General features: G+C 69.6%; 20 protein-coding genes and 1 other RNA gene. 3 read left to right on the plus strand and 18 right to left on the minus strand.

The window, feature by feature from the left end; genetic code table 11:
- Positions 1 to 17: 17 nt before the first annotated feature.
- From FBZ33_RS23050 to rnpB, 3 genes are all read right to left on the minus strand, one after another.
- Complete coding sequence (locus tag FBZ33_RS23050) at positions 18 to 530, minus strand: hypothetical protein (protein ID WP_141910639.1); 513 nt, start codon at positions 528 to 530, stop codon at positions 18 to 20.
- Positions 520 to 1,503 (minus strand): hypothetical protein, encoded by a 984-nt coding sequence (locus FBZ33_RS23055; protein ID WP_141910640.1) that lies wholly within the window; start codon positions 1,501 to 1,503, stop codon positions 520 to 522. Before FBZ33_RS23055 ends, FBZ33_RS23050 begins: the two co-directional genes overlap by 11 nt.
- Before the next feature lie 752 nt (positions 1,504 to 2,255).
- Positions 2,256 to 2,671: RNase P RNA component class A (gene rnpB, locus FBZ33_RS23060), an RNA gene on the minus strand.
- 130 nt (positions 2,672 to 2,801) lie between these two features.
- On the opposite strand from rnpB, the gene FBZ33_RS23065 reads away from it, so the two are divergent.
- The gene (locus FBZ33_RS23065) at positions 2,802 to 3,563 is read left to right on the plus strand and encodes a sulfite exporter TauE/SafE family protein (protein ID WP_099856260.1); all 762 of its coding nucleotides are present in this window, start codon (positions 2,802 to 2,804) and stop codon (positions 3,561 to 3,563) included.
- Positions 3,564 to 3,651: 88 nt separating this feature from the next.
- Here FBZ33_RS23065 and FBZ33_RS23070 read toward each other — a convergent pair whose 3' ends face one another.
- Positions 3,652 to 4,875, minus strand: coding sequence for an MFS transporter (locus FBZ33_RS23070; RefSeq protein ID WP_099856262.1), 1,224 nt, complete (start codon positions 4,873 to 4,875; stop codon positions 3,652 to 3,654).
- A 54-nt stretch (positions 4,876 to 4,929) separates the two neighbouring features.
- Between FBZ33_RS23070 and FBZ33_RS23075 the strand changes: the two genes are divergently transcribed.
- The gene (locus FBZ33_RS23075) at positions 4,930 to 5,388 is read left to right on the plus strand and encodes a MarR family winged helix-turn-helix transcriptional regulator (protein ID WP_141910641.1); all 459 of its coding nucleotides are present in this window, start codon (positions 4,930 to 4,932) and stop codon (positions 5,386 to 5,388) included.
- A gap of 182 nt (positions 5,389 to 5,570) precedes the next feature.
- Here the strand turns inward: FBZ33_RS23075 and mctP are convergent, their stop codons facing one another.
- From mctP to FBZ33_RS23115, 9 genes are all read right to left on the minus strand, one after another.
- Positions 5,571 to 7,220, minus strand: coding sequence for a monocarboxylate uptake permease MctP (gene mctP, locus FBZ33_RS23080; protein WP_088949529.1), 1,650 nt, complete (start codon positions 7,218 to 7,220; stop codon positions 5,571 to 5,573).
- On the minus strand, positions 7,220 to 7,462 hold the full coding sequence (locus tag FBZ33_RS23085) for a DUF3311 domain-containing protein (protein ID WP_099856267.1): 243 nt from the start codon (positions 7,460 to 7,462) through the stop codon (positions 7,220 to 7,222). Before FBZ33_RS23085 ends, mctP begins: the two co-directional genes overlap by 1 nt.
- 241 nt (positions 7,463 to 7,703) lie before the next feature.
- Complete coding sequence (locus FBZ33_RS23090; RefSeq protein ID WP_141910642.1) at positions 7,704 to 10,160, minus strand: M14 family zinc carboxypeptidase; 2,457 nt, start codon at positions 10,158 to 10,160, stop codon at positions 7,704 to 7,706.
- Between the two features lie 106 nt (positions 10,161 to 10,266).
- Positions 10,267 to 10,503 carry a putative leader peptide gene (locus FBZ33_RS33800; protein WP_370453039.1) on the minus strand — a complete coding sequence of 79 codons (237 nt, stop codon included), beginning with the start codon at positions 10,501 to 10,503 and terminating at the stop codon, positions 10,267 to 10,269.
- Positions 10,437 to 11,582, minus strand: a complete 1,146-nt coding sequence (locus tag FBZ33_RS23095) for a bifunctional RNase H/acid phosphatase (RefSeq protein WP_141910643.1) — start codon at positions 11,580 to 11,582, stop codon at positions 10,437 to 10,439. The genes FBZ33_RS33800 and FBZ33_RS23095 overlap by 67 nt, the downstream gene beginning before the upstream one ends.
- A 3-nt stretch (positions 11,583 to 11,585) precedes the next feature.
- Complete coding sequence (locus FBZ33_RS23100) at positions 11,586 to 12,323, minus strand: zinc ribbon domain-containing protein (protein WP_099856270.1); 738 nt, start codon at positions 12,321 to 12,323, stop codon at positions 11,586 to 11,588.
- Positions 12,313 to 13,185, minus strand: a complete 873-nt coding sequence (locus FBZ33_RS23105; protein ID WP_141910644.1) for a Nif3-like dinuclear metal center hexameric protein — start codon at positions 13,183 to 13,185, stop codon at positions 12,313 to 12,315. Before FBZ33_RS23105 ends, FBZ33_RS23100 begins: the two co-directional genes overlap by 11 nt.
- 82 nt (positions 13,186 to 13,267) lie before the next feature.
- Entirely contained in the window at positions 13,268 to 13,840 is a 573-nt protein-coding gene (locus tag FBZ33_RS23110; RefSeq protein ID WP_141910645.1) for a flavoprotein, read from the minus strand.
- A 16-nt stretch (positions 13,841 to 13,856) separates the two neighbouring features.
- Positions 13,857 to 15,089: a helix-turn-helix domain-containing protein gene (locus FBZ33_RS23115; RefSeq protein WP_141910646.1), complete on the minus strand. Its 1,233-nt coding sequence runs from the start codon at positions 15,087 to 15,089 to the stop codon at positions 13,857 to 13,859.
- 248 nt (positions 15,090 to 15,337) lie between these two features.
- Here FBZ33_RS23115 and FBZ33_RS23120 point away from each other — a divergent pair, with 248 nt between their 5' ends.
- Positions 15,338 to 16,009: a bifunctional DNA primase/polymerase gene (locus FBZ33_RS23120; protein WP_141912889.1), complete on the plus strand. Its 672-nt coding sequence runs from the start codon at positions 15,338 to 15,340 to the stop codon at positions 16,007 to 16,009.
- 276 nt (positions 16,010 to 16,285) lie between these two features.
- Here FBZ33_RS23120 and FBZ33_RS23125 read toward each other — a convergent pair whose 3' ends face one another.
- The 5 genes from FBZ33_RS23125 to FBZ33_RS23145 are packed head-to-tail and all read right to left on the minus strand — an operon-like array spanning position 16,286 to position 22,596.
- The gene (locus FBZ33_RS23125) at positions 16,286 to 17,011 is read right to left on the minus strand and encodes an FAD:protein FMN transferase (RefSeq protein ID WP_141912891.1); all 726 of its coding nucleotides are present in this window, start codon (positions 17,009 to 17,011) and stop codon (positions 16,286 to 16,288) included.
- A gap of 49 nt (positions 17,012 to 17,060) precedes the next feature.
- The gene (locus FBZ33_RS23130) at positions 17,061 to 17,678 is read right to left on the minus strand and encodes an FMN-binding protein (RefSeq protein ID WP_141910647.1); all 618 of its coding nucleotides are present in this window, start codon (positions 17,676 to 17,678) and stop codon (positions 17,061 to 17,063) included.
- 12 nt (positions 17,679 to 17,690) lie between these two features.
- Positions 17,691 to 19,109, minus strand: coding sequence for a ferric reductase-like transmembrane domain-containing protein (locus tag FBZ33_RS23135; protein WP_141910648.1), 1,419 nt, complete (start codon positions 19,107 to 19,109; stop codon positions 17,691 to 17,693).
- Positions 19,106 to 20,488 carry a DUF1501 domain-containing protein gene (locus FBZ33_RS23140; RefSeq protein WP_088949540.1) on the minus strand — a complete coding sequence of 461 codons (1,383 nt, stop codon included), beginning with the start codon at positions 20,486 to 20,488 and terminating at the stop codon, positions 19,106 to 19,108. The genes FBZ33_RS23135 and FBZ33_RS23140 overlap by 4 nt, the downstream gene beginning before the upstream one ends.
- A gap of 8 nt (positions 20,489 to 20,496) precedes the next feature.
- Positions 20,497 to 22,596, minus strand: a complete 2,100-nt coding sequence (locus FBZ33_RS23145) for a DUF1800 domain-containing protein (RefSeq protein WP_141910649.1) — start codon at positions 22,594 to 22,596, stop codon at positions 20,497 to 20,499.
- Positions 22,597 to 22,919 lie beyond the last annotated feature (323 nt).

The following is a 22,919-nucleotide window of genomic DNA, read 5'->3' on the forward strand; positions in this document are numbered from 1 at the left end:
CGCAGCATCTAAATCCGTTAAAGGCGAAATTGCTCGTATGCAGCTTGAGTGCGCTTAAGAGCCATTAGCATGATCATGAGAAGGTGGCAGATGCTAAATACGGTGATCGCGCTGATTGGTACACCCAGGGCATGATCCTTGAGAGTCGTGCTTACTCCCACGATAAGTACCGTGGTGGTAAAGAGTCCCACCAGCACAGCGTAAGCGACGTTACCTTGGAGCTGATCCACTAATTGCGCTGTCTTTCCGCTCTTCGAAATCCGGGGATCATCAGTGATCCGGAGCCCGAGCGTAAAGACGTGAACCAGCAGTCCGAATAGGAGTGCCGTGAAAATCGCGACACCTCCCAATAGCCCCTCTATGCCACGGAGGCGGAATTCTGCAAAAAATGCGGCAATGGCAAGAATCAGCGGAATTCCAAAAAGGCCGAGATAGTCGCCTAATCTTGGTCGCTGCTTTGGATCATTCTGGTCGACGAGCGTACTCAGCTGTTTCTTGATGATTGGTGCCACCGACCACTTAGCACTCACGGACGGCTCCCATCTTCACTGTAAGCTGGGCCTTCTGCCATTCGGCGGAGTCCCAATCCCCCGGGAGCTCAAGTGCAAGCTGCTTCGCTAGGACCGGGATAATGCTATGCATCTCGTTGTAGACGACAGAATCCTTCGCGCGTTCCTTTCCATCGTGATCAACTGCGTACACGAGCGCCGGCAAGTCCTCCCGACCTAGGATTACCTGGCGTTCCTGGTCGCCGTCACTGAGCGTTAGGCGCGTCTCGTCGCCATCGTGCACGTCAGCCAGGCCAAGAAGCTGATGCGCGTTAAGCTCACCGCCTAGCAAGCCATCCTTAACCTTATTTCCGAGACCCACAATCCCCCATCGAGGCTTTGCCTCGTAGACAATCTTACCAATAACTTCACGATTAACCCCATCGGCAGGGTCATGTGAAATGTTATAACGGACGACCTTCACGCTAGTAAGTTTGGCCCTTTCGCGGAAGATGCGCCACTGCTCATTGTCGATAAAACTTTCTGAGTGAAGGATGAGGTCGGAGAATTTTGCCCTGAACGCGGCCTGTAGTTGCCGAAGGAAGATGCTACCTACTCCACGGTTGCCGTAGCGCTCGGTCAAGAACACTGCGGTCTTCGACCGCGATAGACAAAGAATCATATTCCGAATTGGAACTGTGGCGGATTCGTCGGTCCCGTACGTATGAGTAGTTTCATGACTGCGAGTGTGCCGGATTCCACCCTCAAGACCGAACTTCCCGTATTCAGCGTTGAAGTGTATCCGGGCACCCAAGGGGTCGACTTCATCAATATAAAGGTAGTCTTCGGCCTTTTCTTCCCGCAGAGGCTCATTCTTCAGGTCCTGTAGAAGGCCGTGAACGAGCGACAAGAGGCTGGCCTTTGTGCCGCCGATGTCGTCGAGCGAAAGTCGCTCATTCGGGCGGTAGCGTGGCGATACGTGCAGGCCATAGGCGGCGAAGGCGTGCCTACTCATCGAGATCCTCGCGTCAGGGAACGTTGGGACGAATGTGTAGGGTATCCGGCCGGACACTGTCCGCGATATGACGTGTCGCTTGTATGACTAGGGCTTGCGCACGTTCACACCCAGGCCGCGAGGGCCTGGCGGAGGGGATTCCCCACGTCGCTTGGCGCTTTCATAAACCTCAATTGCTGCACCTCCGGTCAGAACTGGGTGAGTCATAAGATATCGGTCAAGCTCGTAGGTGCACACCCACCCGTAGAACGGCTTGTCCGTACGGCAACCTGCGCCGCACCGCTCGCACGGCCGGATCGCCGCGTCGGCGGCGCGGTGCCCTAACCCGGCCCACTAGCTTGCTTGTGTGCCCGAGATCTCTCCGCTCGCGCTGGCGTCGACGCTTCGTGGAAGCCATGTGGTCCCCTCCAAGTGGTAAGGCCGCATCAATGCTGGCAGATGGGTGTGACATCGCTGGGGAGGGAGCGGGGCTCTGCGGGTCGGTCCTGACCCAACCAAGCGAGGCCAAGCCGCCAGGCGGCAGCGACAGCAACGATCGAGAGGCGAGGACACGCTCGACGTCAAAGACGTGCGCAGACGAAGCCAGACGGAGCGCCCAGCACTTAGAAGCGAGGAGTCGACGGGGCCGTCCATGGGCCGTCCGGGCCGTCGCTGGGCCGTCAAGCGCCGACCAAAGTTGACCGTGGTCGACCGCGGCACCCAAAGAAGCAGCAGGTTAGCCGCCACATGAAGGCGGCTGAGCTGGTGGGCGACGGACGAGTCGACCTGTACGCCGGATTCTGTGCCCGGCGCGTACCCCGAAGGGTTTGCGCCGGCGGCGGCCATCCATCTCGGCCTGCCGTTGCCGGCAGGCTCCAGCGGCCTACCCGCAGACATCGGGCGGGCAGCCCTCAAGCGTCTGCGCCGGGTCGTCATCTTGCGGTGACGGCCCTTGCTTGGCCTTGCTCCGGGTGGGGTTTACCTAGCCACCCCGGTCACCCGGGGTGCTGGTGGGCTCTTACCCCACCGTTTCACCCTTACCGTCCCCGTTGGGGTCGGCGGTCTGTTTTCTGTGGCACTGTCCCGCGGGTCGCCCCGGGTTGCCGTTAACAACCACCCTGCCCTGTGGAGTCCGGACGTTCCTCGGCGGCGGGCCTGAGCCCGCCGACGCGACCGCCCGGTCGACTCGTCCGTCGCGCCCTCATCCTAACGACGTGCCAGCTCCCGGTATTGCCGCCCCACCTGGGCAAGATCGCGCAGCTCAAGGGCGGTGGTCCGGCGGATCCGGCCTACGAGGTGGGGGCTAGCCTCGTGGGGCTATGGATCTCTCCCACGCCGCGCTGCTGCTCGCCGCCGGTCTCGCCGCTGGCACGGTCAACGCGGTGGCCGGTGGTGGCTCCCTGATCACCTTCCCGGCGATGATCGCGGTCGGGTTGCCCCCGGTGCCGGCGAACGTCAGCAACTCGGTGGCGGTGTTCCCCGGCTACCTGGCCAGCGTGGCGGGTAGCCGGCAGGACCTGCCGCGTCCCCGCGCGTTGGCCACGCTGGTGCCCACCACGATCGTCGGCACGATCCTCGGGGCGCTGTTGCTGCTGGCCACTCCGGCCCGCGCGTTCGAGCTGGTCGTACCGTTTCTGGTCCTCGGCGCGACAGCGGTCCTGGCCTTCCAGGACCCGCTGCGCCGGCTGGTCGGTCACCCCCGGGACATGTCGCCCCGCCAGCGGACGGTCGCGGTGCAGACGATGGTCGGGCTCGGTGCGGTGTACGGCGGGTACTTCGGTGCGGCGCTCGGGGTGATGCTGGTCGCCGGCCTGGCCCTGGTGTTGGACGCGACCCTGGCGCGGGTGAGCGCTATCAAGAATCTGCTGTCCGCGGTGGTGGGGTTCACGACGCTGGTGGTGTTCGCCCTGTTCGGCCCGGTGAACTGGGCGGCCGTCGCGGTGGTCGCGCCGGCCACGTTGATCGGGGGGTACGCGGGTGCCCGACTGGTCCGCCGGCTGCCGCCGGTGCTGCTGAAGACGCTGATCGTGGTGTTCGGTACGACGATCGGCCTCTACCTGCTCTGGCGCGCGTTGAGCTGACGTCAGGAGCCGCGCAACTTCGGGGAAACTGCTGCCTCAGCGCGCGTCGAGACAGCAGTTTCCCCGAAAGTGCGGGCCTTGAAGCAGGTCAGCCTACCGGCTCCTCGGCGGCCTTCTCCGTGTCGGCGGCGGCTCGGTTCCAGCGGGACCAGAGCACACGCTCGCCGTAGCCGGCGGCCATCAGGTGCGCGAAGGCCAGGTAGACCAGCACACCGACGGCGAGCACCCCGAAGCCGACCCAGAACGGCAGCGACAGTGAGTGCTCGGCGAGCTTGCCGGAGATGATCGGCGCTGGCGCGGCGGCACCCCAACGGACCAGGTTGAAGGCGCCGGTGGCGACGCGCCGGTCGCTGGAGCCGAGGCCGAGCGCCAGGTCGGTGAGGTTGGCGTTGGCCAGGCCCATGCAGAGTCCGGCGAGCACCAGCACCACGAGCGCTTCGGCGGTGCTGCTGGAGGTGGCGAAGAGGACCATGCAGACCAGCAGCCCGGCGATGGCGACGCCGACGGTCTGCACGGCGCCGATCCGGTGGGCCAGCCGGTGGCCGATCACCATGATGCCGGCGGCCAGGCCGAGCCCCCAGCCGGTGAAGGCGAGCCCCAGCGGGATGACGTCCAGGCCGAGGAAGAGCGGCGTGTAGCCGAGCACCACGAAGAACACGAAGTTGTACGCGCCGGTCACCACGCAGAGGGCGATGAACGCCGGCCGGCGGTAGGTGGCGAAGATCTGGCCGACGCGTACCGGTGCCTGGCGGTTGGTGGGCTCGCGCAGCTTGCGGGAGGCCACGCCGAGGGCGAGGACCATGAAGACGCCGCAGACGAAGAACGGCAGCCGCCAGCTGATCTCACCGAGCAGGCCGCCGATCAGCGGGCCGACGGCGAAGCCCATGCCCAGGGCGGTCTCGAAGAGGCCGACCACCCATTCCCGGTCGACGGCCAGGTTGACCAGCACCACCATGGCGGTGGCGAAGAACATCGCGTTGCCCAGACCCCAGACGCCGCGCAGCACGGAGAGCTGCACGATGTTGTCGCTGAACGAGGCGAGGATCGCGGCGAGGCCGACCACGGAGACGCCGGTGATGAGCACCGGCTTGAAGCCGAAGCGGCCGCTGGCCAGGGTCGCCGGGATCATGCCCAGGGCCATGACCGCGATGTACGCGGTGAACAGCAGCTCGACCTGCCAGGCGGTGACGCCGATCGCCTCGCCGATGGCGGGCAGGATCGGGTCGACGACGGCGATGCCGGCGATGGCGAGGAAGGCCACCAGCGTGGTGGCGTAGATGGCACTGCGGTTCGGTTCGGAACGCCGATCCACTCCGACTCCTCAGATAGCTGTATGGTACAGGTACTTATCCTGTATCATACAGCTATGAGTGACGACGACGAGATCACCCTCGGCCGCATCGAGACCGAGGTTGCCCTGCTGATGCGCTTCGGCGAGGCGACCCGGCGGGCCACCGGCACCGCCGAGCACCGGGTGCTCGACCGGGCGGCGTACGTGATCCTGCGTCACCTGGACACCGCCGGCTCGCAGAACGTCTCCGCGCTCGCCGCCCGGCTCAACCTGGACGGCTCGACCGTCACCCGGCAGGTGTCCGCGCTGCAACGCGACGGCCTGATCGTGCGCGCCCCCGACCCGACGGACGGCCGCGGCACGGTCATCTCTCCCACCCCGGCCGGGCTCCAGCGAATGGCCGCCGTGCAGAACGCCCGCACCCGGCTCTACGGCGACATGCTGGCCGACTGGAGCGCCGAGGACCGCACCGCCCTGGCAACCCTGCTGGGCCGCCTCAACCAGGCCCTGGTCTCCCGCAGCCGCCCCCGTTGAGTGCCGAAACGCGCCTGAGCCGAACGCGCCTGAGCGGCGGGAAACGCCCCTGATTCGTTTACGACATCAGCTCCACAGCGTCCGAGCAACACCCGCAGCGCCCGGACGCCACCCCACCCGATCGCGGCGGAAAAGGTGCGCCCGGGCACCGACCACGTCGGCACCCGGGCGCATACCCGATCTCAGGCGACCGGCTCCCGGGCGGAGTCGGCGTCGCGGTCGGTGCCGGGGGTGACGCGGGGGTCGCCCTCGTCGGCGAAGTAGTCGTCCGGCTCGGTGCCGTCGACTCCCTCGTCCACCTTCGCGGCCCGCAGCGCCAGCGTCACCAGTGCCGCGACGGCCAGGTTGACCGCCACCGCCACGATGCCGACGTAGATCGTCCTGGTCGTGTCGAACCCGAACTCCGACAGCGGGAACGCCGAGCCACCGAAGTGCTTCCGGGTCGGGCTGGCCACCTGGTAGAGCATCCACATGCCCAACCCCATGCCGACCGCCCAGCCGACGATCAGGCCGGTGCGGTGGAACCAACGGGTGTAGAGACCCAGCGCCACCGCCGGCAGCGTCTGAAGGATGATCACGCCACCGATCAGCTGGAGGTCGATGGAGAACTGCGGGTCGAGGAAGACGATGCAGGCCACCGCACCGACCTTCACCACCAGCGAGGTGATTTTCGAGACGTTGGCCTCCTGGGCCGGGGAGGCGTCCCGCTTCAGGTACTCCTTGTAGATGTTGCGGGTGAACAGGTTCGCCGCCGCGATCGACATGATCGCCGCGGGCACCAGCGCCCCGATGCCGATCGCCGCGTACGCGACACCGGCGAACCAGTCCGGGAACTGCTGGTCGAACAGCAGCGGCACGACGGTGTTGCTGTCGACCGTGCCCTCCTTCGAGCCGGGCAACGGCTTCACCCCGGCCGCGATGGCCATGTAGCCGAGCAGCGCGATCAGCCCGAGCAGCAGGCTGTACGCCGGCAGCGCCGACATGTTCCGCTTGATCACGTCGCGGTTCCGGCTGGCCAGCACACCGGTGATGCTGTGCGGATAGAGGAAGAGCGCCAACGCCGAACCGAGCGCCAACGTCACGTACTGAAGCTGGTTGTTGCCGTTGAGCAGGATGCCGTCGTTCGGATTGGGCGAGGCGTCGAACTTCGCGTCCGCGGCGGCGAAGATGTCACCCCAGCCGCCCAGCTTGTAGGGCAGGTAGACGACCGCCACCAGGATCACGATGTAGATCAGGCTGTCCTTGACGAACGCGATCAGCGCCGGCGCGCGCAGCCCCGACTGGTAGGTGTACGCGGCCAGGATGGCGAACGCGATGATGATCGGCAGATGCCGGGCCAGCGCGTTGTCGCCGGTGACCCCCATCGTCTTGAGCACCGCCTCGATGCCGACCAGCTGCAACGCGATGTACGGCATGGTGGCGACGATTCCGGTGATCGCGATCAGCAGCGCCAGCACCGGCGAGTCGAACCGGTTGCGGACGAAGTCGGCCGGCGTGACGAACCCGTGCCGGTGCGACACCGACCAGAGCCGGACCAGCACCAGGAAGACCAGCGGGTAGATGACGATGGTGTACGGAACTGCGAAGAACCCGGCCGCTCCGGCACCGAACATCAGCGCCGGCACCGCCACGAACGTGTACGCCGTGTAGAGGTCACCGCCGACGAGGAACCAGGTGATCCAGCCGCCGAAGCTGCGACCGCCCAACCCCCACTCGTCCAGGTGCGCCATGTCCTTCGGTGCCCGCCAGCGCGCGGCCACGAAGCCCATCACGCTCACCAGCAGGAAGAGGAACGAGAAGACGATGATCTCGGTGAGATGGTCACGCCACATCAGCGGTCACCCCGCTTCTTCGTCATCTGATAGACCAGCGTCGTGGTGCTGACGCCCAGCAGGATGAACGCCAGTTGCAGCCAGTAGAAGCGTGGGAAGCCGAAGACCCGGGGCGAGTCGCCATTGAAGAAGACCGGGATCAGCGGCACCACGATGGGAATGAAGAGCAACCAGTTCCAGGGACTGTGGTCCTTCGCCCTGGTTGGCGCCGCGGTCGGCGCCTCCGGTTCCGGTGCAGCCATCTGACACACCTCCGGGGAGTCGTGGCTCTCGATGTAACGGCCGGAGGCTACGACTCTGTGACGGCGGTCACCCGACCCGCCCGGAAGGTGCTGCGCCGAACGGCCGACCGGCTGCGCCGAACGGCGGCCCGGGTGATCTGACGGATGAGCGGGTGCACCTGGCCGACGACGGCGTGGGGCCCGGGTGCCGACGGCACCCGGGCCCCACACATCTGTCGATCGTCGGCTCACCCGGTCGGGGTCACCGCTGTGCCGCCCAGAGCACGGCCCGGCCGAGCTGCGACTGCAAACCCTTCGGGTGCAGGCGGAACGTCGGGTCGGTGCCGAACAGCACCACGCCGTTTCCGGCAGCGGAGACGCCCCGCACGATGCTGGCCTGGTTGGCCGCCGCCACCTGCCCGTTGGCGCCCTCGGTGGCCCACCAGCCAGAGAGCAGCGGGTCGGCTGCGTACGACTGCTCGACCTCGACGCCCGCGCCCAGGTCGGTGAACCAGACGGGTTGGCTGATGAACGCGTGCGGGATGGCGGAGGTGGTGACCGGTCCCCCGTTGTTGACGATGTTGGCCACCCCACTCGCCAGGCTCGGCGCCGCGGTGGCGGTCACGGTCAGCAGCCCTGCGGCGTTGCTGAGGGACGCCCCGGCGGTGCCCAGGCCGACCACGCCGCCGCCCCGGGCCAGGAACCGGTCCAGGGCCGCCCGGTTCTCGGCGGTCAGGGTCGCCAGGTTGACGTTGTTGGCGACCAGCAGCACGTCGACGTCGTCGGTCAGCGTGCCGACCAGCGTCGCTGCGGTCAGCTCCCGCCCCTCGAAACCGAGGTCGGCGAGGGTGTCCCGCTCCTCGACCGTACCGAGATAGCCGACCACGACCCGGTCCAGCGGGGTTCCCTGCCAACGGGCCGGCGCGCGTTCGAAGCTGACCGCGTGGGCGCGAACCTCGGCAGCGGCCAGCTTCCGGTTGGTTGGGGTGCCGGGGACGACCACCGACCCGTCCGCGAGCCGGTGAACCTCGACGCCCTTCGCGAGCAGCGAGTTCACGGCCAGCAGGTCCGCCGCGTCGCGCAGGTCCAGGCGCAGGTCGGACCGACCAGCGGGCAGAGTGCCCTTGGCCCGCCCGTCGTAGGTCCGCTCCAGGCGTACCCGGGGCAGGTTGTCCCACACGGTGTCCACAGTGGCGCCCCAGGTGAGCCCCTGGCTCCAGGCCGCCGGGCCCGCGTACAGGTCGTTCACCCGGTCGGTGATGTCGGCACCCGGTTCGAGCAGGGAGTTGACCAGGCCGCGCTTGGGTTGGTGCAGGTCGACGACGTACGAGCCGGCCTGGTAGCGGTTGCCGCCAGCGGTGAAGTCCGTCTTCGCCCGCCACACCCGGCCACCGCTGTCGATCAGCAGGTCGACCAGGCGGGCCGCGGCCGGCTCGGAGCGCTGCCCGGCGCCGCTCGGGATGACGTACGCCCGGGGGAAGGTGGTGTTGTAGTTGTCCTCCGGACCCCAGCCCGGCACATAACCGTCGGGGATGTCGCGCAGCGGCTCACCGGCCAGGCCCCGCCGGTAGACCTCGGCCTGGTCGTGCAGCACCTCGGCCCGGTGGTCCTGGATGTAGCGCAGCGAGGTGCGGATGGCCACCTCGTGCACGTCGGTGTTGATACCGGAGCGACGGACCCGTTCGGCGGGGGTGAGCGTGCTGCCGCGCGGGTTCAGCGGGGCTTCGATCGTGTACGGGATGCTGCTCTGCAACATGGCGAAGGACGGCACGTAGATCGGTGGGAAGTCGTCCCAGACGCCCGGTTCGTCGTCGCGGAAGGGGATCCGGGCCCGCTGGGTCTCGGCGTACCCGAGACCGCGCAGGTCCTCCTCGATCGCCAACGCGTTGGGCAGGCCGTGCTTGATGTACAGGTCGTACTCGTTGTTGACGTTGTGCGGCGGGGTGCTGGGGTGCAGCAGGGTCGGGTTGACGTACCCGTGCAGGTCCAGCGTGATGATCGGCTTGGTGTCGATGATCAGGTCACGGATGAGGTTGGTCTCGGGCTGCGCGACGATGGTCAGGTCGCGGTTGAGGTCGTAGCCGGCCGAGTTGGCCCGGGTGCCGGCAACCCGACCGTCCGGGTTCGACGTGATGTTGAAGACCAGCCGGTTGCGCCGCAGCAGGTCGGCGACCTCCGGGCTGCGGTCGGTGGCGAACTCCTCGATGACCCGCAGCGCCGCGTCGGTGCCCTCCCACTCGTTGCCGTGGATGTTGGCGTTGACGAAGAGCGGGGTCTTGTAGCCGGCGAGCAGCCTGCGGTCCCGCTGCGCCCGGGAGGGTTCGTCCTCGATGAGCCGTTTCCAGGTCTCCTGCTGCCGCGCCTCGGCGCGACTCTCCGGCGCGGTCACGGTGACCGCGTACAGGTCGTAACCGCCAGCGGACTTCCCCGCGACCCGGGCGGAGACCCGGTCGCTGGCCCGCTGGAGCGCGTTCAGCTTCGGTGCGATCTCGTCGTACGGAATCACACCGATCGGAATGGAAGCGTCGGCCGGGTTGTCCGGCCAGACCGGGAGGGTGCTCTGCCGGGGATAGCCCCGGACGTCGGAGAGGTCGACGGGGACCGACGGCACCGTGGGCAGCGCGCTGGCGGACACCGGCCCGGTCAGGGCAATCGTCGCGAGCAGCGCGGTGCTCACCGCGGTCGCGGTGAGGCGGGCGAGAGGTCTTGCGGACAGCATGACGGATCTCCTGTCGGAGGGTACGCGCAGGCGAACGCGCCGCCGGGCCGGAGACCAGCGGGGATGGGAAACGCCTGCAGCGTGCGAGGGAGGGAGGAACCCGGCGTCAGAGGGAGCGTCGACAGGCCGCGCTGGCGACGCGCAGGAGGTCGATGTGACCCCGCTTCGTCAGATGAACGCTTCGCAGGAACCGATCTTGAAGCGGGGTCCATCCACTGTCAACAGGTTCCCCACAGGTTCGGGCCCTCGACCCGAAACCCTCCCGACAGATGGGAACTAATCGATCTTCGCGAGGTGGGCGGTGTCGTTGACCGTACGGACGGCGACGCCGCCGTCGGGCCACATGTCGAGCACCGAGATGCCGGCCGCGTCCAGGAAGAGCCGGTGCAGGAACCCGTCGCCGGCGGCGAGCGCGTCGCGCAGCATCAGCTTGATCGGCGAGACGTGCGAGACGACCACCACGGTCTCCCCGGGGTACGCGGTGAGCAGCCCGGTGACGACGCGGTGCGCGCGTTCGGCGACGTGGGTGAACGACTCCCCGCCCGGCGGGGCGATCCGGGGTGAGGCGAGCCAGGCGTCCATCTCCCCCGGCCACCGCTCGCGGACCTCGGTGAAGGTGCGACCCTCCCACTGGCCGAAGTCGCACTCGATCAGGTCGTCCTCGGTGCGCACCGGCACGTCGCCGCCGAGCGCTTCGGCGATCGACGCCGCGGTGGCCGTACACCGGGACAGCGGTGAGCTGAGCACGGCCCCGACGGACGGGGCCAGCTCGGCCACCCGGGCGCCGGTGGCGCGCACCTGGGCGCGGCCCTTCTCGGAGAGCGGCACGTCGCCGCGGCCGGAGTAGCGCCGCTGCTCGGTGTACTCGGTCTCGCCGTGCCGGACCAGGATGAGCCGGGTGGCCGTGAAGCTCGGCCGGGGCTCCCAGGACGCCGGCGCTGTGGCCGGGTCACTGCCGGTCGCGGGCGTCGCCGGCGGTTGGCCCGTCTTCGGGGCCGACGGGGGTCGGCCGGCGGCGGCGTCCATGGCGGCGTTGGCGAGCGCGTCGGCATGCCGGTTCTGCTCTCGGGGGATCCAGGCGAACCGGACCGCGGCGAAGCGGCCCACCAGCCCGGCCGCCTTGGCGGCGAGGGGTCGCAGGCCGGGGTGCTTGATCTGCCACCGGCCGCACATCTGCTCGACCACCAGCTTGGAGTCCATCCGGACGTCCACCTCGGCGGCGCCCAGCTCGGCAGCGGCGGTCAGCCCGGCGATCAGCCCCTGGTACTCGGCGACGTTGTTGGTCGCCGTGCCGAGCGACTCGGAGCGCTCGGCGAGCACCTCGCCGGTCTCCGCGTCACGCACCACCGCGCCGTAGCCGGCGGGGCCGGGATTGCCCCGGGACCCGCCGTCGGCCTCGACGCTGACCACCCGCGGTGCCACGACCTACAGACCCGACTCGTTGGTGCGGACCATGATCCGCCGGCAGTCCTCGCAGCGGACCACGTCGTCCGGAGCGGCCTTGCGGATCCGGGCCAGGTCGGCACCGGAGAGATCCAACCGGCACCCGCCGCAGCGACCCGCGGTGAGCAGGGCGGCACCCAGCCCGGTGTCCGCGCGGATCTTGTCGTAGAGGTTGACCAGGTCGCTCGGGAGGTCAGCGGCGAGTGGCTGACGGGCCCCGCGCTTGAACTCCTCCTCCTTCGCGATCTCGGCCATCGCCTCGTCGCGGCGCTGCTCGGTGGCGGCCCGCTTGTCGCGGGTGTCGGCCAGCCGCTGCTCCACGCCGTCCAGTACGCCCTGCGCGGTTTCCCGCTGCTCCATCAGCTCCAGCTCGGCGTCCTCCAGGTCACCCTGGCGCCGGTTCAGCGAGACCAGCTCGTGCTGGAGGGCCTCAAGCTCCCGGGCCGGACCGGTGCCGGCGGCCAGCCGGTTCTCGTCCTTCTCCTTACGGACCCGGACCTGCTCGACGTCCTTCTCCAACCGGGCGATGTCCCGGTCGAGGTCGTCGACCGCCACCTGGGCGCGGACCCGCTCGTCCTCCAGCGACGACAACTCCCGGGCCAGCGACTCCAGCTCGGCCCGCTCGGGCAGCGTCCGCCGGCGGTGGGCGAGCTGGGCGAGGTTGGTGTCGATCGCCTGGAGGTCGAGCAGGCGGCGCTGCACCTGAGGGTCAGCCTTCACGGTCGGGCTCCTTGTCGTCCACAACGGGTGCGGCGGCGTGCACGGTCCACGGGTCGGTGTCCAGGTCGGACACCAGCGTCTCGACGCCCAGCGCCTCCCGGAGGAGGGCGGCCAGGTCGTCCAGCCACGGTCGTTCGGTCGCCCAGTGGGCGGCGTCGATCAGGGCGGGACCATCGGCGGCGAGGTGCTCGCCGGCCGGGTGGTGCCGCAGGTCGGCGGTGAGGAAGGCGTCCACCCCGGCGGCGGTCGCGGCGCCGAGGAAGCTGTCCCCCGACCCGCCGCTGACGGCGAGGGTACGAACCATACGCCCGGGATCCCCCGCGGCGCGAACTCCCCAGGACGTGACGGGAAGCACGGCGGCGGCGTGCCGGGTCAGCTCGGCGAGGTTCATCGGGTGGGGCAGCTCGCCGATCCGCCCGAAGCCCCGATCGTCGCCGTGGGCGGGCGAGCCGGGCGCGGACCGCAGCAGCGGGCGCAGCCCGGTCAGCCCGAACCGGGCAGCGAGGGCGTCCGAGACGCCCGGGGAGGCGACGTCGGCGTTGGTATGCGCCGCGTACAGCGCCACCCCGGCCCGGATCAGCTGGTGGATGATCCGCCCCTTGAAGGTCGTCGGGGCGACCGACGAGACCCCGCGCAGCAGCAGGGGGTGATGCGCGATGATCATGTCGGCGTCGGCGGCCAGCGCCTCGGCGACCGTCTCGGGCACCACGTCGACGACGCAGAGCACCCGGCGCACCGGGGCGGACGGCTCACCGAGCACCAGGCCCACCCGGTCCCACTCTTCGGCCCAGACCGGCGGAAAGCGCCGTTCCAGCTCGGCCACGACGTCGGTCACCGTCGGCGCGGATCCGCTTGTGCTCACGGCGGCCCAGCTTACCGGCGCGGGGACCGTGGGGCGGCGACGCCCGGCCCGGCCGCGCCGAGTGGGAGCCCTGCCGGGAGCGCTAGGCGGCGGTCACCGAGACGGCGCGCAGCGCGGCCAGCGGCTTCGTCCACGGGAAGGCGGGCAGGTGCTGCTCCCCAGTTCCCGGCGGGTGCAGGGCGATCACGTGATCACCGAAGAGCACCGTGACACCCCACTCGGCCAGCCGGGCCACCCCGGCCCGAAATGCCGGGTGGGAGGCCATCGCCGCATTGGTGTAGGGCACCGCCACGATGGGGACGCCCTTGCCCTGCGCCTCGATCAGCAGCCCGAGCGCGAGGGTGTCGGTGATCCCGGCCGCCCACTTGTTGACCGTGTTGACGGTGGCCGGGCAGACGATCATGGCGTCGGCGGGCGGCAGCACGTCCGGGTCACCGGGATTCTTGTAGTGCGTCCGCACCGGGTGGCCGGTCTGCCGAACCAGTGCCGACTGGTCGACGAACTTCGCGCCGTCCGGCGTGGTGACCACGCAGACGTCCCAACCATCCTGCTGGGCAAGGTCGACCAGACGGCCGACGTGCCGTGCCAACGGCGAACCGCAGGCGATGACGTAGAGCACCTCGCGGTGCCCGCTGGTGCACGGTGGGCCGGCCATCAAGCCGGCTCCGCGCTCATACCCCTACTCCCATGTGCTCAGCCAACTCCGCTACCGGAGAAGGCGGCGCACCACGTGTGCGACGCAGGATGTCCGACATCACCTCGTGCGCGATCGGACGGCAACGGATCTCGGACGGAGCGAGTCGATCACCGAGCAGCAGCATCTCGCCGGCGTTCGCCACGTCGCCGATCTGGGCGTACCCGCGGGCGATGTCGAGCAGGTGGTGGGCGCGACGTTCGGGCAGCAGCGCGTTGAAGGAGGGCTCGGCGATGCGCAGCTGGTGCACCTCCACGGCCCGACCGCCGTCGCCCAGCTCCACAGCGGCGGCGGCCCGGTGCAGCTCGACATTCGTCGGGCCGAACGACGTCCAGTAGTGGTTGTGGTCGCCGCCGAGCAGGATGGCGGCCTCCTGCGCGCAGTTGATCAGGTCGTCGACGCTGGCCGTGTCACCGATGCGGGAGGCGGCCATCGCACCCTGGAGCAGCAGCATCCCGTAGACGGACAGCCGGGCCGGGGAGACCTCGTTGCTGCCGCCCGGTGCCAGCCGGTTGGCGATCTGGACGTTCAACTCCAGCGCGGGACGAGCCCGGCCCATCGCGACCAGGGCGGCGCACACGCGGGTGGTGGCGATCCCTGCCAGCAGCGGGTCGTTGGCCCGCTGGGCCACCGCCATCGACCGGTCGGCGGCCAGCCAGGCCAGCTCACACTCGCCGAGCTTGCGCAGCACCGACGAGGCGATCTGGTAGACCTGCCCGAGCAGGTGGGCCGCCTCGGGGGCCCGCTCACCGCCGTACGCGGCGTCGGCCGCCTGTGCGTCGCGCAGCAGCTTGGGCAGCGCCCGGGTGAGCATCCCGTAGCGGCCGTACTGGTAGGTGAGCCACGCGTGGTTGACGGCCTTGCGCATGTCGTCCAGCGGCGGCGGGCAGGAGGGCGCCGCGTCGAAGTAGGCGCTCATCGAGTCGTAGCGTTCCAGCGCCGCCCGGATCTCCTGCACCTCAATCTGGTCGATGCAGTTCAGCGCGTCGGTGCGCCGCTCCGGGTCCTTGCCCATGAGCAGTTGGACGTCCACCTGGAGGATGTCGGCGATCTCGTACAGGACGGAGAACTTGTCCAGTCGACGGACGCCGCGTTCGACCTTGTCCACCCAGCTCTTGGACTTGCCGAGCCGGTCGGCGAAGACCTGCTGCGACATCTTGCGTCGCCCCCGCCAGTACGCCACTCGCCGTCCTATGGGTAGCTCGTCCATCTGCCCATCCTCCCCTGCCGCCCAGGACCCATTGAGTCGAGGCGATGTCCGCGGGTGCGGCGACTGTCGTTCACTTTCAGGTTTTCGCTGGTCGCACACGATGTACGTCAGCCGTACAGCCAGTCCTCGTACTTTTCGTGCAAGTTGCACGAGCCGTTCGTCAACCTCAACGATCGTGGGTTACGGCAGTGACGGTGCTCGACATGCGACCTGGCGACCGCCGGGCCAGAAGAGGGGAGATGGCACACATGTGGGGAAATGTCGCACCGCGCGTGGCCGAACTGTCGCCGCTGGAACGGGTCCGGCTGCGCCGGGTCGCCATGCGGTACGCCGCACACGGCTGGGAGGTGACCCCGGGTGCCTGCCTGGCCCGCAGTCGCTTCGTCTGCGGCCGGGCCGGCTGTCCCACAGTGGGCTGCCACCCCGCCCTGGAGAACTGGGAGCTGGCCGCCAGCGCCGACCCGGCCCGGGTGGCGACCTGGTGGCGCAGCCGCCCGCACGGGGTGCTGCTGCCCACCGGCCGGGCCTTCGACGTGCTGGAGGTGCCCGCCCACCTCGGCCGGCACGTGCTCGACGCGGTGCAGATCCACCCCGCCGGCACCGGCGTACGCGGGCCGGTGCTGGTCACTCCCACCGGGCGGTGGATGTTCCTGGTCCGCCCCGGCGACCCGCTCCGACCGGAGCTGGAGCACTGCTTCCACGTGGTCCGGCACGGCCCCGGCTCGTGGATCCCCGCGCCGCCGACCCGGCTGCCCGAGGGCGCTGTGCGCTGGGCGGTCGCCCCCGAGCAGGCCCGCTGGCAACTCCCGGATTCGTACCTCGTGCAGAACACGTTGATCGGGGCGCTGCGTGCCACCGGGGTGACGCTCACCCCCGACCTGCTCCCCGGTCACCTGCCCCTGCCCCGACGAGGCATGTGAAACAGGCCGGGTCGACGATTCCATCCGGTGCCCGACAGCGTCGCCGGAGCGCCGGTCCTCGTTGACAGGGGGACGGCGCGAACGCGCGCCACGAACGGGGGAACGATGTCCACGGACGACAGAGCCTCTCATCCCGGCGGCACCGAGCCGCCCCGGCGCAACCACCCACGACACCGCTGGGCCGGCACCCGACCGTCCGGATCGCGCCCCGGCCGCCCACGCCCCACCGGGTCCCGCCCGGCCGGCACCCACCGCCCGGTCCGCTAGGGCCCGCGTCTAGTCGGTCAGCGGGATGGCGGCGGAGTAGTACTGGCGGCCGTCGTCGGTGACGACGGCGTGGGTGTGGTCGTCGTCCAGACGGTCCAGCCAGCCCAGACCGGTGGTCCCCATGGCCAGGGCAGCGGTGGCGTACGCGTCGGCCACCCCCAGGTCGGTGCCGACCACTGTCACCGAGCGCAACCCGCTGGCCGGCGCGCCCCGACGCGGGTCCAGCACGTGCCGGCCCCTCTCGTAGACGCCGGACGTGGCCACGGCCAGGTCGGTCCCGGTGAGCACCAGGCAGGTCGACATCGCGTCCCACGGGTGCCGGATGCCGATCCGCCAGGGCTCCCCCGACGGCGAGAGACCGCGTACGCGCACGTCACCGCCGGCGTTCACGCAGTGGTTCCCGGCACCGGCGGCGAGCAGGCGATCCGAGGCGACCTGGGCCGCCCAGCCCTTGACGAAGCCGGACGGGTCGAGCCGCCCAGTGGCGTACGCGTCGAAGAACCCGTCGGTGGCGCCCCACAGGTCGGCGCAGGCCTCCAGCACGAACCGCAGATCCGCGGACGCCTCGGAGAGCAGCACCTCACCCCGGTCGAAGCGGCACACCTCGCTGTCCGGCTTGTAGGTGCTGAACCGGGCGTCCACCTCACGCATCCAGGCGAAGACCTGGTCCGCCAGCTCGCGGAGGGTCGCCGGTGGCAGGTCGTCGGCGAGATCCAGGGTGATCGCCGTACCCATGATCTGTTCGACCCGGCACAGCCCGGGTCGGGTCAGCGCGGCCGGCACGTCAGAATGCCTGCTCGATGGCGGACCGCAGGGACTGCTTGTAGGCGTTGCTGGTCTCGGTGGCGCCGGAGACGGTGTTGAGGTTGGCGCTCTGCTTCTGCACCACCTCGCCGCCGGTGCCGTCGTAGCGGTTGCTGACGTCGCCGCTGTGGATGTCGGACTCACCCCCGGTGGGCAGCGACAGTGCGACGGCCTCGACGATCCGGTTACCGGAGACCACGATCTGCACCTGCACGTACCCGTAGTTCTCGCTGCCGTCCTTCGCGTCGAAGCCGGCGCCGGTGACCCGGCGGGTGGTCGACTGGGGCGCCTTGGTGGTGGTCCGCGGAGCGCTGGGGGCCTTCGTCGTCTTGGTGGCAGACGGGCGGGCGGTGGTCTTGCCGGGTTTGGGCGACGTCGACGGCCCCGCGCTGGCTGATGACGTCGGCGCTACGCCCGCCGGGTCGGCACCCGGTGCGTCCGGGGCGGCGCTCGGATCGGTGCCTGGCCCGGCGGGGTTGACCGGCTGGGCGGTCGGCAGGTTCTGGGCGACCGGGGTGGCGCTCGTCGAGCCCTTGAACACCACCAGCGCGGTGGTGCTGGCGGCCAGACCGGTGATCGCGAGGAACGCGCGACGCATGGGATGCCTCTCCTACAACTCGAACGTGGCCAGGTGGATCTGCCGTCGGGGCACGCCGGCTCGGCGCAGTGCGCGCACCGACTGTTCCACCAGCCCGGGTGGCCCGCACAGGTAGACGTCGCGCCGGGCCACGTCGGGCACCAGCTGACGCAACCCGTCCGGGCTCATCAACTGACGGGGGCCGGGGTCGTCGCGGGAGCCGATGACGTACCAGACGGAGGTATCGCGCTCCTGGGCCAGCCAGTCCAGCTCACGGCTGAGCAGCACGTCCGCCGGGGTACTCGCGCGGTAGATCAGGGCCGCACCCGGGGGCAACTCCTCCAGCATCGCCCGGATGGGGGTGATACCGCTGCCGCCGGCGATCAGCAGGGCCCGTTCGCGGACCCGGTGCGCGGCGGTGAAGGTGCCCGACGGACCTTCGGCCCAGACCCGGGTGCCCGGCTCCAGGTCGCGCAGGTCGGCGGTGTGGGTGCCGACCACCTTGACGGTGACCCGCAGCCAGCGGCCGTTGGTGGCGGCCGAGACGGAGAACGGGTGCGACTGCCACCAGCAGCCCCGGGTGAGGAACCGCCACCGGAAGTGCTGGCCGCCGAGCATCGCCAGCCGGCCGAGCCGCTCCCCGGTGAGGTAGACGGAAATGGTGTCCGGGCTCTCGGCGACCACGTCGGCGACCCGCAGCTTGTAGCGCAGGTTGAACGCCAGCGGCGCGATCACGCGACCCCAGAGCAGGGCGGCGACCACCAGCAGGTAGAGCGCGATCCAGCCGGTGCGCACCGGGCCGGGCCGGTACAGCTGCGCGCCGTGGGTGAACTGGTGGCCGAAGCCGAGCAGCAGCACCAGATAGCTGGACAGGTGCAGCAGGTGCCACATCTCGTAGGGCAACGCCCGCCGGATCGCCCGGATGCTGCTGAACCCGACCAGCATCATGATGCCGGCGGCGACGAACGCCGAGACCATGTCCTCGTACTCGCCGAGCAACGTGCCGACCTCGGCGAAGACCGACTGCTTACGCAGGTCGGCGTAGCCGACGAGGATCAGCGACACGTGCGCCAGCACGGTGACCAGCAGGGTGGCACCGATGTCCCGGTGCCAGCGGGCCGTCTGCTCGCCGCCGATCCACCGTTCCAGCACCGGCAGTCGGCTCATCATCAGCACCTGCACCAGCAGCAGGTAACCGGCGATCAGACCGGAGATCCGACCCGCCGCCGTGACGGTCGCCGCGGTGGTCTTCAACGAGCCGGCGGACGTGCCCAGCCACCACGGCAGCACGCTGGCGACCAGGCCGACCAGGAGCAGCACGCCCAGCAGCCGCCGGCCGCCGGGTCCGCGCCGGTCCGGGATCTGCGGGGGTACGGGCGCAGCCGACCGGCCGCCGTGCCGGGACGAGGTCCCGGTACGACGGCCGGCGGCGTGGGTGTGCGGGTACGTCACGCGTACAGCTTCATCGGGGCGTACTTCTGGCGGGGGAAGACCTTCTCGACCTCCGCGTTCGTGAGCCCGAACCGGCCCTGAGCCACAGCGCCGTAGACGTTGAACATGTTGTTGTACTCCGGCACGTCACCGGAATCCAGCTTGTCCAGGCCGTTCCAGGTGCCGAGCAGCGAGCCGGCCAGCTTCTTGCCGGAGAGCACTGTGACAACCCCGCCGTGCCCGTGGTCGGTGCCGCCGGTGTTGGAGCCGACCCGACGGCCGAACTCGCTGGACACCATGATCGTCACGTCGGCGGCCTGCGGGCCGAGGTCGGTGAAGAACGCGGCCATGGCACTGGCCAGGTCGTTCAACCGGCGGTGCAGTTGGCCGCCCGCACTGGTGCCCTGGTTCTCGTGGGTGTCGTAGCCACCCATGCCGACGGTGGCGACCCGGACGTTGGCGCCGCCCTTGATCAGCTGGGCGAGCTGCTTGAACGCGTTGCCGACGCCCTCGTACGTGACGCCCTCGACGGGCTGGTACGGCTTGGCGGCGAGCTTCTGGGCGGTGGCCAGCGCGCCCATGCCCTCCTGCACGGCTTCCTCGACCGGGTGGTTGATCCCGGTGAACAGCCCCTTGATGGCCTTCTCGGTGGCGGCCCGGAACCGCTCGTCACCGTTGAGCCGCAACGATCCGATGCTGTTCAGCGAGATCGCGCCGTTGTTGCCGACCAGCGAGCGGGGCAGGGTGCTGCCGATGCCGACGCTGCGGAACGCGGTGCCCTTGCCCAGGTTGTCGACCAGACCGTCCAGCCAACCGCGACCGCCGGTCTCGTTGGGCAGCCCGCCCAGGTTGCAGGCGTCCGCGGCCTGGAAGTGGCTGCGCGACAGCCGCTCGTCCGAGACCGCCGGGATGAAGCCCAACTGGCCGGCGCCGAGCCACTTCTCCAACGGCTTGAACGCGCTGGTCAGCTTGAAGCCGCGGCCCAGGGCCAGCGAATCGTTGCCGAGCAGCAGGTCGGGGCGGGCCTTGGCGAGCACCGGGTCGTTGTCCGGTGCGATCAGGCTCAGCCCGTCCAGCCCGCCGTAGAGGAAGACGTGGATCAGGGTGCCCGTCTTGGTCGCCGCGAACGACGCCGATGTGGTGACGAACTGGGCGGTGGCCAGGGCGGTGGCGGTGGCCGCGGCACCGGCGACGAAGGTACGCCGGGTGACGCCACGACCGTCCTGCTGGGCCTCCTCCAGGTTCTCCAGCGTGCGGTAGCGGTCGAGCTCCGCGGCGTTCTCGGCGGCGACGATGTCCGCCTCCGCGCGCAGCAACGCCTCGGCCGGGTTGTCGGCCAGCCGGCGCACGTCGGGGCATTCGGGGTGCAGGGGGAAAGAGTTGTACACAGTCTTCTCCATCGGGTGCCTCACCGGAGGTGGTGCTGGGGGGAAGCGAGGATCGCCCGCGCGACGGCGGTGATGGCCCCGTTGAACGTGGCGTCGACCTTGGCGGTCGCCGGCACGCCGGCCACGCCGAGGATCAGATTCTTTTCCCGCGTGCTCAGCTTCTGACCCACCAGCCGCTGGGAGAGCGCGTCCACGTACGCCCCGGCGGTGGCCGGCGGCTTGGCGACCAGCTTCTCCGGCGCCGTGTACGTGAAGGTGGTGCGGTAGCCGGCGAGGACCTCGCCCGCCTCGTTCCAGCCGTTGACCATGGTGCCGGCCGACGTCCAGGCGACGTAGACGTCCGGGTAGCCGTCCGGGGTGGGATGACCCATCGGGTAGTGACCCAGCTCGCGCAGCTTGTCGTGGATCTGCCGCAGGCCGCGGGCGTACGGGGTGCGCTTGCTGTCACCGTTGTTGTGCTTCGGCGACGCGTCCGGCGAGACGCCCAGGGTGCGGTACGTGGCGACCAGGTACTCCATCGGCCGGCGCACCTTCTGGCCCACGCCGGCCCAGAACTCGGAGGAGCAGAACATCGCCATCAGCACGGGCTTGATCAGGCCGTTGTTGGTGATGTAGATCTTGGCCAGCCGGTCCACCAGGGACTTCGGCGGGGTGTCCGAGACGAAGCGGGTCGCCAGGCTCTGCGCGACGTACTTCGCGGTCGACGGGTGCAGCGCGATGTACGTGATGTACGCGTCGATCGCCGCGTCGGCCTTCTTCGGGTCCGTCGAGTTGTTCGCGTGGGTGAAGCCGAGGATCTTCACCTTGCCGACGTAGTGCTGCTCGGGCTTGAAGACGTACTTGCCGTCCTTGTCGATGCCGCGGCCGGTCTGGAGCATGGCCGCCTGGCGCACGTCCGGCTCCTTGTAGCCGCCGTCGACGCCCACGGAGTAGAGCTCGAGGTTCTCCCGGGCGAGGTTCTCGTTGATCGCGTCCTTGCGGGAGTCCTTCTGGTTCAGGTAGATCAGCAGCGCGGGGTGCTTGTTCGCGGCGACCAGCATCTCCGGGTAGCTGCCCAGCGCGTGCTTGCGCACCACGTCCTGGTCGAACGAGTTGCGGTACACCTCGCCACCGTCGAAGTCGGCGGCGACGTGCAGGAAGTCGTTCCAGAAGTCGACCATCACCTCGAACAGCTGGCGCTTCGACCAGATCTGCCGGGCGATGGTGGCGTCGATCATCTCCCGTTCCGGCTGGGCGCCCTGCTCGTTGAGCTGGTCCCGCTGGGCGCGCAACTGCTGCACGTTGAGCTTCTGGGTCGGCAGCTCGGCGAGCTTCAGCTCGGCCTTGCTCGGCGCGATCTTCTCCGGGTCCATCTGGGTGCGGATCCAGGCGTCGATGCCCTGGTTCTTGATGTCGGCGATCACCGCGGGCGTCGGCCCGAAGGTGGTCCGCCGGGCCAGGTGCAGGATCGGGTCCTTGGCCAGCACCGTCTTCACTGTCACCTGGGTCGCCGCGGCGGCGGCGGCCGGCCCGGAGAAGCTCCGTCCACCGGCCGGCGCGTTCTTCTTCAGCGCCTCGCCGGCCCGGGAGCCCATGTAGCTTTCGTTCTGCTCGGTGTAGGTACGCACCGTGCTGGGCTGCTGGCCACTGGGCCGCGCCGCGGTGCCGTCGGTCACCGTGCTGCCGGTGGCGTCACCGGCCGCCGCCTCGTCACCGAAGAGGCCGCGGATCTGCGGGGTCATGGCGAGCGCCGCGCCACCGGCGACGACGGCGGCGGTGCCGCCGAGAGCCACCATGGCCTTGCGCCGGCCGACCTTGCGGCCCGGCTCGTCGTCATCGTCCAGGGTGGGCAGTCCGCTGCCGGCGGGCCGCGCCGGGGCCGGGCGTCCGAGCCCTTCCGGGCCGACCCACTGCGGCCCGCGCGGGGCGGGGGCGGGGTGCCCGGCGGGCGGGTAAGCCTCGCCGTACTGCTCGCGCGGGTCGGCCTGCGCCGGGTAGCCGCCCTGGTAGGGGTGGGGCGAGTCGTACCCGTAGGGCGCGGGCGTGTTGGGGTCGCCGTAACCGTCCGCGTTGTGGTGCTGGCGTCCGTCCCAACCGCGGTCGTCCCGCGGTCGACGTGGTGGCACATTCTGGTCGGCCATGTACCAATCCCGATTTCTGATGAGCGCCGGAAGCTGCGACCGGACAGGTGCGGCAGGTGCGGCGACTGTTGCCTGAGGGGGTTGCTACGGCAAGGTAACCAAGGCCCCATGTGCCTTCAAGGTGGGCCGATCACCCCCGTGAGGGCACTTAAGACAGCGCTCAGTACGACGTCGGCGACCAATGTCTGACCGGGCACCGGCGCGGACCTCCCCAGCAGGGCGTACGCGCGGCAGCCGGGCACGGAACGGACCACACGGCAGTACGCGACACTTTCCGCGCCGTTCGCCACCACAGACAAACTTAAGGTTCAGATAAGCCGTAC

Origin of the sequence: Micromonospora sp. A202 (assembly GCF_006715105.1) — a bacterium.
GTDB classification, from domain to species: domain Bacteria; phylum Actinomycetota; class Actinomycetes; order Mycobacteriales; family Micromonosporaceae; genus Micromonospora; species Micromonospora zamorensis.

Coding starts and splice junctions, on each gene's coding strand:
- FBZ33_RS23055 (WP_141910640.1), bottom strand. CDS start 1,503: ATGAGTAGGCACGCCTTCGCCGCCTATGGCCTGCACGTATCGCCACGC.
- FBZ33_RS23065 (WP_099856260.1), top strand. CDS start 2,802: ATGGATCTCTCCCACGCCGCGCTGCTGCTCGCCGCCGGTCTCGCCGCT.
- FBZ33_RS23075 (WP_141910641.1), top strand. CDS start 4,930: ATGAGTGACGACGACGAGATCACCCTCGGCCGCATCGAGACCGAGGTT.
- mctP (WP_088949529.1), bottom strand. CDS start 7,220: ATGTGGCGTGACCATCTCACCGAGATCATCGTCTTCTCGTTCCTCTTC.
- FBZ33_RS23085 (WP_099856267.1), bottom strand. CDS start 7,462: ATGGCTGCACCGGAACCGGAGGCGCCGACCGCGGCGCCAACCAGGGCG.
- FBZ33_RS23090 (WP_141910642.1), bottom strand. CDS start 10,160: ATGCTGTCCGCAAGACCTCTCGCCCGCCTCACCGCGACCGCGGTGAGC.
- FBZ33_RS23110 (WP_141910645.1), bottom strand. CDS start 13,840: ATGGCCGGCCCACCGTGCACCAGCGGGCACCGCGAGGTGCTCTACGTC.
- FBZ33_RS23115 (WP_141910646.1), bottom strand. CDS start 15,089: ATGGACGAGCTACCCATAGGACGGCGAGTGGCGTACTGGCGGGGGCGA.
- FBZ33_RS23120 (WP_141912889.1), top strand. CDS start 15,338: ATGTGGGGAAATGTCGCACCGCGCGTGGCCGAACTGTCGCCGCTGGAA.
- FBZ33_RS23125 (WP_141912891.1), bottom strand. CDS start 17,011: ATGGGTACGGCGATCACCCTGGATCTCGCCGACGACCTGCCACCGGCG.
- FBZ33_RS23130 (WP_141910647.1), bottom strand. CDS start 17,678: ATGCGTCGCGCGTTCCTCGCGATCACCGGTCTGGCCGCCAGCACCACC.
- FBZ33_RS23140 (WP_088949540.1), bottom strand. CDS start 20,488: ATGGAGAAGACTGTGTACAACTCTTTCCCCCTGCACCCCGAATGCCCC.
- FBZ33_RS23145 (WP_141910649.1), bottom strand. CDS start 22,596: ATGGCCGACCAGAATGTGCCACCACGTCGACCGCGGGACGACCGCGGT.